Raw genomic sequence first — 14631 nt, 5'->3', positions numbered from 1 at the left:
AGCAAGGAGTGAGTCGGCCATGAGCCCAGACCTCACACCGCAAGCAGGGTCGGAGTATCGACTCGAAATGCGGGACATCGTCAAGAGCTACGGTGGCGTGCGCGCGATCAGGCACGCAGAGATCGCCATCCGACCCGGCACCGTGCACGCCCTCGTCGGTGAAAATGGCGCCGGCAAATCCACCCTGATCAAAATCATCGCCGGTGCAGAGCGGGCCGACGCCGGCACGATCACCTTCGACGGCGTCCCCACCACGATCACATCGACAACCGACGCCCTCGATCTCGGCGTGCAGACGGTCTACCAGGAGCCGCAGCTGTTTCCTGAGCTCAGTGTGGCCGAGAATGTGTTCGTCGGCCGCGAGATCAAGCGCGGAATTAGGGTCGACTGGTCGGGCCAGGCTGATCAGATGCATGGCCTCCTCGATACGGTCGGGCTACCAGAGAGCCTTGCAACCGCCCCGGTCGGCACTCTATCCATCGCCGCGCAACAGCAGGTCTCCATCGCCAAGGCGCTCGCCGGCGACGCGTCAGTGCTGATTCTCGACGAACCGTCAGCCATCCTGACTGACTCAGAGATCGAAGTGCTCTTCACCGTCATCCGTCGGTTGACCGCGTCGGGAGTCGCGGTCATCTACATCTCCCACCGACTCGATGAGCTCTTCCGGATCGCTGACGAGGTTACCGTTATGCGCGACGGCCAGACCATCACCACCCAGCCGATCGGGGAACTCTCCGTGCGGCAGATAGCCGAACTCATGGTCGGTGGCGTGCTCGGGGAGACCCGATCGCAGGAGGACTCCACCCCCGGCCCCGTCGTGCTCGAACTCGACGGGCTCACCAGAGATGGACGATTCTCGGACATCGACCTCAGTGTCCGTTCCGGTGAGATCGTCGGCCTGTACGGGCTGGTCGGCTCCGGCGCCGGCGACATCGCCAGCGTCATTTATGGTGTCGACAGGGCGACGTCTGGCAAGATGCTGCTGGCTGGCAAGCCAGTCACAGTGAAGAACCCCACCCAGGCCAAGCGACTCGGCATCCACCTGCTGCCGGCCAACCGCTCAGCCCAGGGATCTTTCTCCTTTCAGAGCATCGCATTCAACATCACCGTCGGCGAGTTGTCACTGCTCAGCCGGATTCCCGGTTGGGTTACCAAACGCCGCGAACGTGAAATAGCGCAGGACTTCATCAAGCGCCTCGCGGTCAAGACGCCGAGCCAGAGCCAGCCGATCAGTGCGATGTCGGGGGGCAATGCGCAAAAGGTCGTGCTCGCCAGACAACTCGTCAAGCGTCCCGAGGTTCTCGTGCTCGCCGAGCCGACGCAGGGCGTGGACGTCGGTGCGAAAGAAGAGATTCACCGCATCGTCTCTGGGCTGGCCGATCAGGGCACGGCCGTGCTTGTGGTGACCAGCGACCTCGGAGAGGTGCTCCGCATCTCCGACCGCATTCTCGTCATTCGGGCCGGCAAAATTGCCGCGGAATTTGGAGCAGATGCAACCCAGGTCGAGATTCTTGCAGCGGCAGCCGGTGTCTGGTCCGACGAGCCGAGTGCAGGCTCCACAGCCGACACGGCGCAGCCCATGACCCCCGCTTCGGAGGAGATCGCATGACCATCGACCAGCGCACCGCGCCGCCTACCCCTGCGCGGGCAACTGCTCGGCGCATTCTGCCCTCTCCGGTGACCGGTCAGGAATTTGTGTTGCTCGGCGTCATTGCGGCACTGTGGATCCTGCTCGGGCTCTTCACCCCTGCTTTCCTCAGCCCGGGATCGATTCAGCCGCTCCTGGTATCCGTCGCACCCATCGCCCTGATCGGCGTCGGGATGACCTTCATCATCATCACGGCCGGGATCGATGTCTCTGTCGGTGGCGCGATCATGCTCTGCGCAGTGGTCACTGCGAAGTTCCTGGTGAACCTTGACGTTCCCCTCATCGCGGCCATCGCCATCTCGGTCGGCCTCGGTATCGTGCTCGGCGTACTGAACGGCGTGCTCATCGCTTACGGTCGAGTTCACGCCATCATCATCACCTTTGGAACGGCGAACATCTTTCAGTTCCTCGCGCTGCGGGTCTTCGGGTCATCCACTGTCAACGGCATCCCGTCGACCCTCGATGTATTCGGGCGAGGCGAGGCCGGACGCACCTTCGGGATCCCGCACAGCTTCGCCATCACGATCGTTGTCGTGGCTATCGCCTGGTGGTACCTGCGCCACACGTCCGGCGGCCGTAACCTGTTTGCAATTGGTGGCAATGCGCAGGCTGCGCGTCTGGCCGGAATCAAGGTCCAGCCACGGGTGATGATCGCATACGGCCTCACCGGAGCCCTCGTGGGGCTCGCGGCCTGCTTCTTCATCGCTGCGGGAACCGCGACGCTCGACCAGGCAGTCGGATCAGGACGGGAACTAGCAGTGATCGCCGCCGTCGTCATCGGAGGGACCTCGATCCTCGGGGGCCGCGGTTCAGTGATCGGCACCTTACTCGGCGCCATCCTGGTGCAGACCGTCACCTCGGGCGTGACTCAGATCGGATGGCCCTCACAGCTCGCAAACCTCTTCGTGGGGTTGTTCATCATCATCGCCGTCGGCACCGACCTACTCCGCGAGCGAGCCAGGAGAAAAGCATGACCATCACAACGGATCGCCCATCAACCTCGCCCGGCGCATCGCCGCAGGGAAAGAGCCCAGCGGGACGCCCTCTGGTCGCTCGCGCACTGGAAGCGCTGCTCACGCAGCGGGTCGTCCTGCTCGCCGTACTCATTGTCATCGTCGTTGTCGTCATGTCTGTGCTGGATGCAGCAGGCGCCCTGAGCGGTGCCTTCGACGCCGACTACATGGCGTCCGCGTTGATCAGCGCGGTTCCGTTGGCGATGCTCGGGCTTGCCCAGCTCTTGGTGATCCTCTCTGGCCGGGGCGGCATTGACCTGTCAGTCGGGTCAATCGTGTCGCTCACCAGCGTGATTTTCGGGCTGGCATACGGAATCTGGGGTTGGAGCCTCTTGGCGGCACTGGTCCTGGCCGTCGTGGTCGGCGGAGCGTGTGGCGCCGTCAACGGCGTCCTGGTGTCATACGTCGGCTTCCCGCCGCTGATTGCAACGCTGGCCACCTACTACGCGTTCCGCTCACTCGCACTGGTTGTCAGCGATCAGAAGCCCGTGAACTCGCCGGTCATCCAGGACTTCTATTCCGCAGCGCAGTCGATCGAGCTTCCCTTGATCGGTGGCTCTCTGCCTCTCGTGCCGCTCGGCATCTTCACCTTCCTCGTCCCCACAATCGTGATCGTCTGGGTGCTCCTGAATAAGACCACCTTCGGTCGACGTCTCTACGCGCTCGGCACGAACGATATTGCTGCCACGTGGTCTGGGATCGACGTGAAGTCGAACCGTATGACCGTGTACATCCTCTCCGGAGTGATCTCCGGGCTCGTCGCGGTGGTCACCGTCGCCCAGTTCGCATCGGCCAGACCGGATGCCGGCACAAGCGGCAACGGCATGGCACTGCCATCGATTACCATCGCGGTGCTCGGCGGTGTGGCGATCACCGGCGGCATCGGCCGAGTGTCCGGCATCGTGCTTTCCACCTTGCTGATCGTCTGGATCAACGCCGGCATCCTGTTGGCGCTGCCCGGCAACGACGGCACGCAGTTCCAGCTGCTCGCGCTCGGACTCGTGCTGATCTTCGCCTCGCTGCTGAACGGAATCACCAAGCGCAAGTATGGAGGTATCTAAATGGCAACCGAATGGAATCCCACCCTCGTCACCGATGAGCTCGTCACCCTGACCCGCTCACTGGGAGAACCAGCGAAAGACCTCGTGATCCTCGCGGAAGGGAACACCTCCCAGCGCCTAACCGACGGCCGTATGGCGGTCAAAACGTCGGGGTCGAATATGGCGACATCAACGAGCGACGAATTCGTCATCGTTGACGTTGCTCCGCTGGTCGCGCTCATGAACGAACCAGCTACGGCCCAGGCCGACCTCACGACCGCGCTCGACGCTGGCGAGCATGGGGGTGTCCACCGGCGCGGTTCGATCGAAACACTCATCCACGTTGCGGTGCAGGCCATTTCGCCGGTAGCGTTCGTGGCCCACACGCATCCGACTGCTGTGGTGTCGTTGCTCGCCAGCGTGCACGCGGCGACGGCATTCGACGAAGCGGTGTACTCAGACGAGGCCGTCGTGCTCGGCGTGCCGTTGTTCGTGCCATACGCGCAGCCCGGCATTGATCTGGGCCGGTTGTTCTACAGCCACCTGCAGGCGTACGTGGACAAGCACGGCACGCTGCCGTCGCTCGTGCTCCTCGGCAACCACGGAATCGTCGCAATTGCATCCAGCACCGCTGGGGCGGAGGCCATCTCGTTGATGGCCGTCAAGGGTGCTCGCGTGCGCCTGAATGCCTACGCGATCGGCGGAGTGGCCGGACTCGGTGCTGACGTCGTAGCCAAGTATTTCGACAGGGAAGACTTCGCAGAACGACGCAAGGCGCTGGCGGGAACGAACTAGTGCCGCCGGTGGTGCGTGGGGTCTTCTGCGACATCGGCGGTCCGATCTACGACGACGAAAACTTCGTCGCCGCTGTGCTCACCGCCCTCGATGAGCTGAGGGAGCGCGATGGTAACGGGGCAGTCGATCGATCACAGTTCCGTCAGGTCTACAACAGAATCCGTGCGCAGCAAAGTGGGTCCCTGCGAGAGGCGCTCGCTGCAGATTTCCTGGGGAGCGTCGATCGCAAGCACGAACTACACGAGCTCACCCGCACGTATTGGTCCCACCCGCCTGGGACGATGTACGACGATGTCCTGCCATTCTTTCGGCAGCTAGCGGGTCGGGTGAGGATCGGCGTGCTGGCCAACCAGGAAGCGCCGGTCATTGATGCGCTACATCGCGACGGACTCGGTGAGCTGATCGACGTCTGGGGAGTCTCGGCAGTTGTCGGCTTTGAAAAGCCGTCACCAGAGCTCTTTCGCTGGTGCCTGAACGAAGCTGGAGTGGCGCCTGGCGAGGCGGTGCACATTGGCAACCGCCTTGACACCGATGTTCGGCCGGCGAAGGCTGTCGGCCTTCGCGCTGTGTGGGTGCTGCGCGGTGAGGCGCCCGACGAGCCGAGCATCGAGCAGCTCGCCGAACCCGACCTCGCCGTGTACTCGCTTGGCGGACTCGCTGAGCGGCTGCTATCCACCGATCCGTTCGGCACCTCGCCGTCGCTGCAAAGAGCTGAGTGATGTGACCGGGATCAGCGGTCGTGCCATCGTCCTCGGCATTGATCTTGCTACTGCGAACGCCCGGGTGATCGCGGTTGATGCGGAGACGGGCGTCACCATCGCTGAGAGAACGGCGTCGCTGCCCGAACCTCAGGGCTGCAACGGTGTGCGTGAGCAGGCGCCAGCATACGCTGAGGTGGCACAGCGGCTGATCGCCATGCTGATGGCCGATCTCGGGCGGAACGCGCGTGGCATCAGCGCTCTGTCGATCACGGGTACGAGCGGCACGATCGTTCCAACGGATGATCGCGGGCGTCCAGCGGGTCCTGCTCTGCTCTACAACGACGCACGAGGCGCCGCAGAACTGGCCGAACTGGCACGAACGGGACAAGCCGTGCGACCGTCGACCGCTTTAGCCCGCACCGCATGGCTTGACCGGAATCGGCCGGCGGCACGCTACCTCTTCACACCCGATTGCGTCGCGGCGGCGCTTGCCGGCGAAATTGTGTCGAGTGATACCTCCCACGCTCTGAAGAGTGGGATCGACCCCGTCACTCGAACCTGGAATGACAAGGCGCTGGCCACGCTAGGGCTGGATGTGAAGCGGATGCCAGACGTCGTGGCCCCCGGCCGAGCGATAGGTACTGTGACGGATTCGATCGCGCGCTCGCTCGGGCTGCCGAAAGGTGTGGTCATTGTGTCTGGGATGACCGATGGCTGCACCTCCCAGCTGGCGACGGGAGCGGTCAGCGCGGGCGATACCGTGGGGGTACTCGGCACCACTCTGGTGCTGAAAGCCGTGTGCGAGACCGAGATCACTGAGCCATCGTTCGGCGTCTATTCGCATGTGGCTCCTGATGGATCCTTCTGGGTGGGGGGTGCCTCCAACTCCGGTGCCGGTGTGCTCGGGCGCGAAGCTGCGGCCACCCTCGATGTGCGGGAATCTGATCGGCGTGCGGCAGCACTCGGCGGGGCGTCCGTTGTCATGTACCCGCTGCCAGGGGTTGGTGAGCGGTTCCCCGTGGCAGACAGTACGTTGCAGGGATTCTCGATAGACCACAGTGGCGCATCGTTGACGACGACGGATCCGACCGAACGGCACCGAGCAGTGCTGGAAGGTGTCGGCTTTGTCGAGCGGCTCGGCTTGACACGACTTCGCGGGCTTGGAGTGCCGCTCGGTCGACACCACCTCAGCGGTGGAGGCAGTTCCAGCCCGACCTGGAACGTCATCAGGGCGTCGATCCTCGGTCGCGAAGTTGTCGTCCCGCTCAATAGATCGAGCGCGTTTGGTGCGGCGATCCTTGCGGCGAACGGTCTGGTGGCTGAGGGTCTGCCAGCTGTCACGTCCCGAATGGCGGGCTCATCGAGTGTCATTGAACCCGACCCCGCGCAGGTTGCCGGGCTCAGCGATCGCTACGACCTCTTCCTGGCCGAGCTGCGCCGTGAGGGGTATCTGGATAGCTAGCTGAGCCTCGCTTTTCAGCGGTACCGGGGTCGTCCATTCGCCGAGAGCGGGGGTATCGTCGATGTATGACTAGGATCGCGGAGCCGGATTCTGGCACCCCCCAGGACGACCACAAGTTCTTCGGGCAGCCTCGCGCGCTAGCGAGTATTTTCGGCGTCGAGATGTGGGAGCGCTTCTCGTTCTACGGGATGCAGGGCATCCTGCTGCTCTATTTGTACTACTCAGCGGCAGAGGGCGGCCTCGGTATTCCGCAGGTGACGGCGGCCGGCATCGTGGGTGCGTACGGCGGCGCTGTGTACCTGTCGACGATTCTCGGCGCCTGGATCGCGGACCGGCTGGCGGGTTCAGAGCGTGTGCTCTACATCAGCGCGTTCGTGATCATGTTCGGACACATCGGCCTGGCACTCATCCCGGGCGTCGCTGGTGTCATCGTCGGGTTGATCCTGATTGCATTCGGTAGCGGTGGCCTCAAGGCCAACGCGACGTCCGTCGTCGGAACGCTCTACCGCAAGGAAGATCCCCGGCGCGACGCCGGGTTCTCGCTGTTCTACCTCGGCATCAACCTGGGCGCGTTCTTCGGCCCCATCCTCACCGGCCTCCTGCAGTCGACCGTCGGCTTCCACTATGGATTCGGCTTGGCTGCCGTCGGAATGGCCATCGGTCTCACCCAGTATTCGTTCGGGCGGAAGCGCCTGCCGGATTCGTCCCGCGAGGTCCCAGACCCGCTGCCGCGCAGCAGGTACCTGCCATACGGGCTGATCGCGGTCGCCGTCATCGTGATCATCGTGGTGCTGGCGCTTACGGGCGTCATTACGGCAACGAACCTGGTGACCATCGTGATCGTCGTGACGATCCTGGCATCCATTTCATACTTCGTTGTGATCCTGACCAACAGGCATATCTCGTCGGTTGAACGGAAGCGCGTCTATGCGTTCATCCCGCTTTTCATTGCGAGTGTGGCGTTCTGGTCGCTCTATCAGCAGCAGTTCACGGTGGTGACGATCTACTCCGACCTGCGCCTTGACCGCGGTCTCCTCGGCTGGACAATGCCGGTGTCGTGGGTGCAGTCGATCAACCCGATTTTCATCATCGTGCTGTCGGGAGCGTTCGCGGCCCTGTGGACCAAGTGGGGCTCGAAGCAGCCGTCGACCCCGGTGAAGTTTGCCTTCGGCACCGCGATCATGGGTGTGGCTTTCCTGCTCTTCCTGCCGTTCGCAGGGGGAGGAGCGAACTCAACCCCGTTGCTGGCAATGGTCGGCATCCTCCTGGTCTTCACAATCGCCGAGTTGTTGCTGTCGCCCGTCGGGCTGTCGGTGTCGACGAAACTCGCCCCAGAGCTGTTCAAGACCCAGATGGTCGCGCTGTTCTTCCTCTCTGTCGCCCTCGGCACGGCCATCTCAGGCCGGCTGGCCGAGTGGTACGCGACTGCCCCTGAACAGCTGTACTTCGGGGTACTTGGTGGCATTGCGATCGTGCTCGGCCTCATCCTCGGGCTATTCACCCGGCCGATCCTGCGCCTGATGAGCGGGGTTCGCTAGGCCAGGGTGCGGTAGAAGCGGAAAGGGGGCAGCCGAATTTGGCTGCCCCCTTCAGGTTGGCTGACCCCCTTCCGGTTGTGCGGGCGGTTCAGTTGGTTCGAGAAGCCGCTGACTGAATGGCCTTAGCGAGGTCGCGGGGACGGCTCCACATAGGCCAATGCCCCGTCGGGAGGTCAATGACGTCGAGGTGCTCGAGGTTCGCGACTTCGGCAAACATGGCATGGCCTGCGCGGGCCAGCTCCAGCACCTGCGCGCTCGGGATCGAGCAGCACACCAGGGTGGTCTTGACCGTGCGGCGTGCATCGTTCGTGAGCTCGACGGGCTGACGAAGCACGGGGCCCGGCTCAGGGACGGCCCGTGCCCGAAAACGCTCAAGGACCTCTCTGCTCAGGCCTTCGAGACTCGCCTGCTGTGCGAGGACGTCGAAGGACGGCAGCGGAAGCTCCTCCAACCCCTCCGGGAGGTCTGGGGCGAAGACGCTTCCCGTCGCCACAGGGCCGGAGTCGACCCACACCACCCGATGAACAAGCTCAGGGTGCCGGTCAAGGACAAGGCTGACGGGGGCGTTCGCCCCACTGTGAGCGACGATAGTCGCGGGCTGATCCTCGGAGACTCCGAGTCGAGCGAAGACGTCCAGGACCGCTGCGGCTTGATCGTCGAGAGTCTTCGCCGCACGCTCAGGATCGTCCCCATCGAGACCAGGCAGCGTCATCGCGATTGCACGAGAGTGGTCGGTTTTCAGGTGTTCAAGGACGTCATCCCACGCCCAAGCGCCCAGCCAGTGGCCGGCGATGAGAATGATGGTCGGACTGCTCGTAGTTGTTGTCATGTCACTACCTTCGTAGGCGCTACGGGCAGGTGTGTGTCACTATTTGTGTCATGAATTTGATGCGGGCAGAACGGTGAAACGAGCAGAACGACTCCATGCCCTGTCCGAGATGCTGCGCCGGAACGGATCACGGGGGTGCTCCGCCGAGCGGCTCGCGAGAGAGTTCAGCGTGTCCGTGCGCACCGTCAAGAGAGACCTCGCTGCCCTCGAGAACAGCGGCGCGCCCGTATGGTCGCGCCCAGGTCCTGGCGGTGGCTATGGATTGGCCATAGGCGCATCCCTGCCGCCTGTCAGCCTGTCCCCAGCGCAGGCCGTGGCGCTCATGGCGGCCGTGTCCGCTGCCCCAGATGCCCCATACGCCGATCTGGCAGCAGCCGGGATCCAGAAGATCCTGGACGTCCTCGATCCCAGAACCCGAGCACGAGCCGACGAGCTGGCCGGCCGCGTTTGGGTCAACGCGATTCCCTCCTCCGCTTCGCGCACAATCAGGTCGGCACTGGAGGAGGCGATGGCCGAGCAGCGAGTCATCCGTATTCGCTACACATCGGGAGACGGGACCACGACCACCCGCGACGTCGAACCCGTGCTGTTCGCCTCCACGAACGGCAACTGGTACCTCGTTGGGTGGTGCCGACTGCGCAACGCAATGCGATGGTTCACCGTGTCGCGCATCGAGCGGGCCAGCGTAACCAAGACGCCTTGCGGCGGCCATACCATCCACGAGGTCGGAGAACCCCCAGCGAACGCCAGACCGGTGCACGGTCGGGGCGAGTGAGTCACCCAATCAACCTCTCCGGTCAGCGCAGCTAGCGAGCTGCCTGGCCAGCTCGCGGTGCTCGGCCAGCTCGCGGTGCTCGGCTCGCTCGCGGTGCTCGACTAGCTCGCGGTGCTCGACTAGCGCGGTGCCGTCGCCTCGACGATGGCGATCTCCCTGGTTGCCGTCTCGCGGTCTTCGGCCTCGAGGTCGTCAGTGAGTGTCGTGCCGCCGGCATCCGCTCTGATGGCATCCGCTCCGATTGCATCCACTCTGACGACGCGCACGGCTGCCGTCGCCGGAAGCCCGTCGCCCGCGTAACGCACCCGGGAGAGCTGGGCGCCGCGCAGGCGCAGGCGCACGCGCAGGTCGCGGTACTTCACCATCCAGATCAGGATGGCAATGGCGGCGAGAATTCCGGAGGCTGCCGCGACTCCGACCGCCCAGCGCGGACCGAACTGGTCGGCCACCCAGCCGACGAGTGGGGCGCCGAGCGGGGTGCCGCCGGCAAAGATTGCCATGTAGAGGGCCATCACGCGGCCGCGCATGGCCGGCTCTGTCGTCGTTTGCACGTAGGCATTGGCCGTGGTCATCAGGGTGAGTGAGGAGAAACCGACGAAGACCAGCGAGAAGGCGAACAAGTTGTAGGTCGGCATGAAGGCGGCGACTGCGCAGAACACGCCGAAGGCGGCGGCGCCGACCAGGACGAGGCGCAGGCGGGCCTCGGCTCTGCGGGCGGCCATCAACGCCCCAGCGACGGAGCCGATGGCCATGATCGAGCTGAGGAAACCGAACTCGCTTGCCCCGAGGCCGAATGTGACGGTGGCCATGGTCGAGGTGAAGATGGCGAAGTTGAAGCCGAAGGTTCCGACGAGAAAGACCACGATGAGCACGACGATGATGTCGGGCCGGCTCCTCACGTAGCGGAAACCGGCCATCAGTTGCCCGCGTTCACGGGAGGCGCGCGGCTGCGGGCGCAGCAAGGACTTCCGCAGCAAGAACATGGCGAGCACGGTGAAGGCAAACGTCCCTGCGTTGATCATGAACACCCAACCGGCGCCGACCGCCGCGGTCAGCACGCCGGCGACGGCGGGGCCGATCAGGCGGGCGCCGTTGAACGAGGCCGAGTTGAGCGCGACGGCATTTGACATGTTCTCTGTGGTGACGAGTTCGCCGACGAACGTCTGGCGGGCAGGGGCATCGATGGCCGAGACCACTCCGAGGGCTAAGGCAAAGAGGTAAACCTGCCAGAGTTCGACAACGCCCAACACCGTGATGAGGCCCAGGCCAAGGCCGAGCACGCCCATCAGCGACTGGGTCAGAATGAGCAGTTTGCGCCGGTCAAACCGGTCGGCGATCAGGCCGCTCCACGGCATCAGGAGCAGCTGTGGCCCGAACTGCAGGGCCATCACGACGCCGACCGCCGTGGCGTTGTGGTCGGTGAGCTGGGTGAGCACGATCCAGTCCTGGGCGGTGCGCTGCATCCAGGTGCCGATGTTCGACACCAACGCCCCGGCGAACCAGATCCGATAGTTGATGCCGCTCAATGAGCGGAACATGGCACTCAACTCTCTGCAATCCCCTTCATGATGATGGTCGCCTCTGCAAGAACCTGCTGTTGGTGCGGGGTGAGCTTCACCACACGCTGCGCGATCCAGGCATCCCGGCGCTCCCTGGTCTTGAACACGAGTTCGCTGCCGACATCGCTGGGGGACAGCCGAACCTTCCGACCGTCATCCGCTGAGCTCTCCCTGAGCACCAGGCCCGACTCGACAAGCGCGTTCACCGTGCGGTTCATGGACGGCGGGGTCACCCGCTCCTGGTCGCTGAGCTCGCCCAGGGTCAGCGGGCCGCGGCTGACCAGCGTGCAGAGCGCCGAGAACTGACCGGGGGTCACCTCGTTGTCGGCCTGTTGCTGGCGCAGGCGCCTGGCCAGCCGTCCGTTCGCCAGGCGAAAGTCGTGGCTCAGCTCCGCGATGGCATCGTGCAGGGTGAGTGTGGTTTCACTGCCTGGCGCTGTTGCGTCTGACGAAGATGACATCGTGAACCTTTCGATATTTCGTTAGCGTAACAAATTAGCTTGGCTAAGTGTTGGTACACCCAGCTTCCTGCCGATTTCGCGCGGCCTACGCCAGAATGGGCACCGTGCCTACCTACACGGATGCCCATGGCGTTGAGATCACCTACTACGTCTGGCCGGTCGCGCAGCCGCGGGCGGTGGTGCAAATTGCCCACGGCGTCGGTGAACACGCCATGCGCTACGTGGAGCTGGCCCAGGCGCTCAACGAGGCCGGCTACACCGTCTATGCCGACGATCACCGCGGCCACGGACAGACCGGATACGCGCAGCACGGCGGGAACACGAGCCTCATGGGCAGGCTGGGTCCCGGCGGCCTGCGCGCTGCCATCGCGGGCGTGCACCAGCTGAGCGGCATCATCCGCACCGAGAATCCCGGCGTGCCGCTCGTGTTGTTCGGCCACAGCTGGGGATCGTTCATGGTGCAGATCATCGTCAATGACCACGCGGCGGAGTACGACGCCGTTGTGCTGAGCGGCACGGCGTACCGCTGGCCGGGGTCACTCGACACCGGCGACCTCAATCGCAGGCACAAGCACCTCGGCACCACGGGCATGGAGTGGCTCAGCCGCGACCCGAGCGTCGCAGAGGAATTCGTGGCCGACCCGCTGACCACCTCGGCGTCAGTTGCCGAACTATTTGGCATTCGTGACGGCATCCGTCTCTTTGGTCGCCCAGCGAAGAACTTGGCGAGCAACCTGCCCCTCCTGATCCAGGTGGGCAGCGACGACACCGTCGGCGGCGAGAAGAGCGCGCTCAAACTAGCGGATGCCTATGCCAAGCGGTCTGGACTGCGCGACATCCACCTGATCGTCTACCCCGGCGCTCGCCACGAGATCTACAACGAGACGAACCGTGAGGCTGTGCGGGCAGACCTCATCGCGTGGCTCGACGAGCACCTGCCTCCTGCGCGAACGGCCGCAGCCTAAAGCTCGAAGAGGTCGAAGGCCGCCGCGACGGTCTGCTCGACCACCGGAAATTTGGCTCCAGTCAGGTCGTGTCGTGCTCCCTCGAACTCCACCAACCTGGTCGGCGCCTGGATGAGTGCGAGCGCTGCCTGCATCTCATCCGTGGTTGCGAACCCGTCTTTAGAGCCATGCACGATCACCGTTGGGGTGCGCAGCTGCGGGAGATGCTCGATGCGCAACTTCTCCGGCTTCTGAGGTGGGTGCAGCGGGTAGGAGAGCACGATCAGCCCGTCGACCACCCCCGGGTTCTCGGCCGCAAGCATCGAGGCTTGCCGCCCGCCATACGAATGGCCACCGAGAAGGAGCGGGCCGGCAGTTGCGTAGTCACGGCGCAGTGCCGCAACAGTGTCCGCGATGCCCGCCCGATCCTCTGCGGCGCGCGCCGGCGCTGGTGGGCCCTTGGGCTGACGCACCCGAAACGGGAGGTCGAACCGCAGGACCTGCACCCCTGCATCGGCAAACCCGTCGGCAATGGCCTTCAGAAGCACTGTGTCGCAGTTGCTCCCTGCGCCGTGGGTGAGAGCCAGGGTCGCAATCGGGTCGATGTCAGGCCGGTGCAGGAATCCGCGCAGATCATCGCGATCGACCGTCTCGAGGGTAGTCATGTCTTCATTCTCGTCCGGCGGTGGCTTCGGCGGCGAGGCATAGGCTTGCGTCATGCATGGTGAATACAAAGTTCCAGGCGGCAAGCTCGTTGTCGTTGACCTCGATGTCGTCGATGACACGATTGCGAACTTCAGGCTGGCCGGGGACTTCTTCCTGGAGCCCGACGAGGCGCTTGAGGCGATCAACGAGGCTGTGAACGGGCTGCCGGCCACCAGTGACGCTGCGTCGCTCGCGGCGGCCGTGCGCGCCGCATTGCCTGAGGGCGCGACGCTGCTGGGGTTCAGCCCTGAGGCTGTTGCTGTGGCGATCCGCCGCTCACTGGCTCATGCCAGCGGATGGCAGGACTACGACTGGAACATCGTCCACACGAAGTCGGTTTCCCCTGCCATGCACCTCGCCCTCGATGAGGTGCTCACCACTGAGGTGGGGGAGGGCGCCCGCAACCCAACGCTGCGCATCTGGGAGTGGGAGGAATCGGCCGTCGTCATTGGCAGCTTCCAATCGCTGAAGAACGAGGTCGACCCAGAAGGGGCGCGCAAGTACGGCTTCGACGTCGTCAGGCGCATCTCCGGCGGCGGCGCGATGATGATGGAGAAGGGAGCGGTCATCACATACTCGCTCTACGTGCCGGCCGAACTCGTGCAGGGCATGAGCTTCGCCGATTCATACGCGTTCCTCGACGAGTGGGTGATCGTCGCACTGAAGTCGCTCGGCATCGAGGCCAGCTACCAGCCGCTCAACGACATCACCAGCCCGAAGGGAAAGATCGGCGGCGCCGCCCAGAAGCGTTTCGGAAACGGTGGAGTGCTGCACCACGTCACGATGAGCTACGACATGGACGGCGAGATCATGGTGCAGGTGCTGCGCATCGGTCGCGAGAAGCTGAGCGACAAGGGCATCACGAGCGCAGCCAAGCGCGTCGATCCGCTGCGCAGCCAGACCGGACTCTCACGCGCCGAGATCATTGAGCGGATGAAGCAGACCTTCGTCGGCCTGTACGGCGCGACGCAGGGAGACATTACTTCGGAGGAATATGCCAGGGCCGAACGCCTTGTCGAAGAGAAATTTGCCACAGAGGCGTGGTTGACCCGTGTTCCGTAGCCCCCATTCGACGTGACCCGTGCAGCGATGGGCCCCAGTTTGAGACGCCCAGCGGGCGCCCATTTAATTCACAGCCAATCGAGGAGGATAATTGCCGTG

14 protein-coding genes are annotated in these 14631 nt (G+C 64.2%); 10 read left to right on the top strand and 4 right to left on the bottom strand.

Annotated elements, in window-relative coordinates:
• Window positions 1-19 precede the first annotated feature (19 nt).
• The 7 genes from AC25Z0_RS14820 to AC25Z0_RS14790 all read left to right on the top strand — a co-directional run bounded on the left by AC25Z0_RS14820 (window position 20) and on the right by AC25Z0_RS14790 (window position 8197).
• Window positions 20-1609, top strand: coding sequence for a sugar ABC transporter ATP-binding protein (locus AC25Z0_RS14820; RefSeq protein WP_488121574.1), 1590 nt, complete (start codon window positions 20-22; stop codon window positions 1607-1609).
• Window positions 1606-2622 carry an ABC transporter permease gene (locus tag AC25Z0_RS14815; RefSeq protein WP_488121573.1) on the top strand — a complete coding sequence of 339 codons (1017 nt, stop codon included), beginning with the start codon at window positions 1606-1608 and terminating at the stop codon, window positions 2620-2622. Before AC25Z0_RS14820 ends, AC25Z0_RS14815 begins: the two co-directional genes overlap by 4 nt.
• Window positions 2619-3722: an ABC transporter permease gene (locus tag AC25Z0_RS14810; protein ID WP_488121572.1), complete on the top strand. Its 1104-nt coding sequence runs from the start codon at window positions 2619-2621 to the stop codon at window positions 3720-3722. The genes AC25Z0_RS14815 and AC25Z0_RS14810 overlap by 4 nt, the downstream gene beginning before the upstream one ends.
• Entirely contained in the window at window positions 3723-4496 is a 774-nt protein-coding gene (locus AC25Z0_RS14805; RefSeq protein ID WP_488133699.1) for a class II aldolase/adducin family protein, read from the top strand.
• Window positions 4496-5215 (top strand): HAD family hydrolase, encoded by a 720-nt coding sequence (locus AC25Z0_RS14800; protein ID WP_488121570.1) that lies wholly within the window; start codon window positions 4496-4498, stop codon window positions 5213-5215. The genes AC25Z0_RS14805 and AC25Z0_RS14800 overlap by 1 nt, the downstream gene beginning before the upstream one ends.
• A gap of 1 nt (window position 5216) precedes the next feature.
• Window positions 5217-6659: an FGGY-family carbohydrate kinase gene (locus AC25Z0_RS14795; protein WP_488121569.1), complete on the top strand. Its 1443-nt coding sequence runs from the start codon at window positions 5217-5219 to the stop codon at window positions 6657-6659.
• A gap of 65 nt (window positions 6660-6724) precedes the next feature.
• On the top strand, window positions 6725-8197 hold the full coding sequence (locus AC25Z0_RS14790) for a peptide MFS transporter (RefSeq protein ID WP_488133698.1): 1473 nt from the start codon (window positions 6725-6727) through the stop codon (window positions 8195-8197).
• Between the two features lie 88 nt (window positions 8198-8285).
• Here AC25Z0_RS14790 and AC25Z0_RS14785 read toward each other — a convergent pair whose 3' ends face one another.
• On the bottom strand, window positions 8286-9026 hold the full coding sequence (locus AC25Z0_RS14785; RefSeq protein ID WP_488133697.1) for an alpha/beta fold hydrolase: 741 nt from the start codon (window positions 9024-9026) through the stop codon (window positions 8286-8288).
• A 73-nt stretch (window positions 9027-9099) separates the two neighbouring features.
• On the opposite strand from AC25Z0_RS14785, the gene AC25Z0_RS14780 reads away from it, so the two are divergent.
• Window positions 9100-9801 (top strand): helix-turn-helix transcriptional regulator, encoded by a 702-nt coding sequence (locus tag AC25Z0_RS14780; RefSeq protein WP_488133696.1) that lies wholly within the window; start codon window positions 9100-9102, stop codon window positions 9799-9801.
• A gap of 119 nt (window positions 9802-9920) precedes the next feature.
• On the opposite strand, the gene AC25Z0_RS14775 is transcribed toward AC25Z0_RS14780, so the two are convergent.
• Together AC25Z0_RS14775 and AC25Z0_RS14770 are read right to left on the bottom strand one after the other, a co-directional pair.
• A complete protein-coding gene (locus tag AC25Z0_RS14775) occupies window positions 9921-11339 on the bottom strand; it encodes an MFS transporter (RefSeq protein ID WP_488121565.1) in 1419 nt (472 codons plus the stop codon).
• Between the two features lie 5 nt (window positions 11340-11344).
• The gene (locus AC25Z0_RS14770) at window positions 11345-11821 is read right to left on the bottom strand and encodes a MarR family winged helix-turn-helix transcriptional regulator (RefSeq protein ID WP_488133695.1); all 477 of its coding nucleotides are present in this window, start codon (window positions 11819-11821) and stop codon (window positions 11345-11347) included.
• 95 nt (window positions 11822-11916) lie between these two features.
• Between AC25Z0_RS14770 and AC25Z0_RS14765 the strand changes: the two genes are divergently transcribed.
• Window positions 11917-12786 carry an alpha/beta fold hydrolase gene (locus AC25Z0_RS14765; protein ID WP_488133694.1) on the top strand — a complete coding sequence of 290 codons (870 nt, stop codon included), beginning with the start codon at window positions 11917-11919 and terminating at the stop codon, window positions 12784-12786.
• Here the strand turns inward: AC25Z0_RS14765 and AC25Z0_RS14760 are convergent.
• The gene (locus tag AC25Z0_RS14760; protein WP_488121562.1) at window positions 12783-13430 is read right to left on the bottom strand and encodes an alpha/beta hydrolase family protein; all 648 of its coding nucleotides are present in this window, start codon (window positions 13428-13430) and stop codon (window positions 12783-12785) included. The two genes, AC25Z0_RS14765 and AC25Z0_RS14760, sit on opposite strands and share 4 nt — an antisense overlap.
• A gap of 52 nt (window positions 13431-13482) precedes the next feature.
• On the opposite strand from AC25Z0_RS14760, the gene lplAB reads away from it, so the two are divergent.
• On the top strand, window positions 13483-14532 hold the full coding sequence (gene lplAB, locus AC25Z0_RS14755) for a lipoate-protein ligase LplAB (protein ID WP_488133693.1): 1050 nt from the start codon (window positions 13483-13485) through the stop codon (window positions 14530-14532).
• The last annotated feature ends 99 nt before the right edge of the window (window positions 14533-14631 follow it).

It is taken from the genome of Leifsonia sp. Y862, assembly GCF_057669585.1.
This window is presented reverse-complemented; position numbering and strand designations above follow the sequence as displayed.

Excerpts from the sequence above, each read along its gene's own strand:
- AC25Z0_RS14770 (WP_488133695.1), bottom strand. The coding sequence starts at position 11,821 with ATGTCATCTTCGTCAGACGCAACAGCGCCAGGCAGTGAAACCACACTC.
- AC25Z0_RS14760 (WP_488121562.1), bottom strand. The coding sequence starts at position 13,430 with ATGACTACCCTCGAGACGGTCGATCGCGATGATCTGCGCGGATTCCTG.
- AC25Z0_RS14805 (WP_488133699.1), top strand. The coding sequence starts at position 3,723 with ATGGCAACCGAATGGAATCCCACCCTCGTCACCGATGAGCTCGTCACC.
- AC25Z0_RS14820 (WP_488121574.1), top strand. The coding sequence starts at position 20 with ATGAGCCCAGACCTCACACCGCAAGCAGGGTCGGAGTATCGACTCGAA.
- AC25Z0_RS14765 (WP_488133694.1), top strand. The coding sequence starts at position 11,917 with ATGGGCACCGTGCCTACCTACACGGATGCCCATGGCGTTGAGATCACC.
- AC25Z0_RS14790 (WP_488133698.1), top strand. The coding sequence starts at position 6,725 with ATGACTAGGATCGCGGAGCCGGATTCTGGCACCCCCCAGGACGACCAC.
- AC25Z0_RS14775 (WP_488121565.1), bottom strand. The coding sequence starts at position 11,339 with ATGTTCCGCTCATTGAGCGGCATCAACTATCGGATCTGGTTCGCCGGG.
- AC25Z0_RS14810 (WP_488121572.1), top strand. The coding sequence starts at position 2,619 with ATGACCATCACAACGGATCGCCCATCAACCTCGCCCGGCGCATCGCCG.
- lplAB (WP_488133693.1), top strand. The coding sequence starts at position 13,483 with ATGCATGGTGAATACAAAGTTCCAGGCGGCAAGCTCGTTGTCGTTGAC.
- AC25Z0_RS14785 (WP_488133697.1), bottom strand. The coding sequence starts at position 9,026 with ATGACAACAACTACGAGCAGTCCGACCATCATTCTCATCGCCGGCCAC.
- AC25Z0_RS14815 (WP_488121573.1), top strand. The coding sequence starts at position 1,606 with ATGACCATCGACCAGCGCACCGCGCCGCCTACCCCTGCGCGGGCAACT.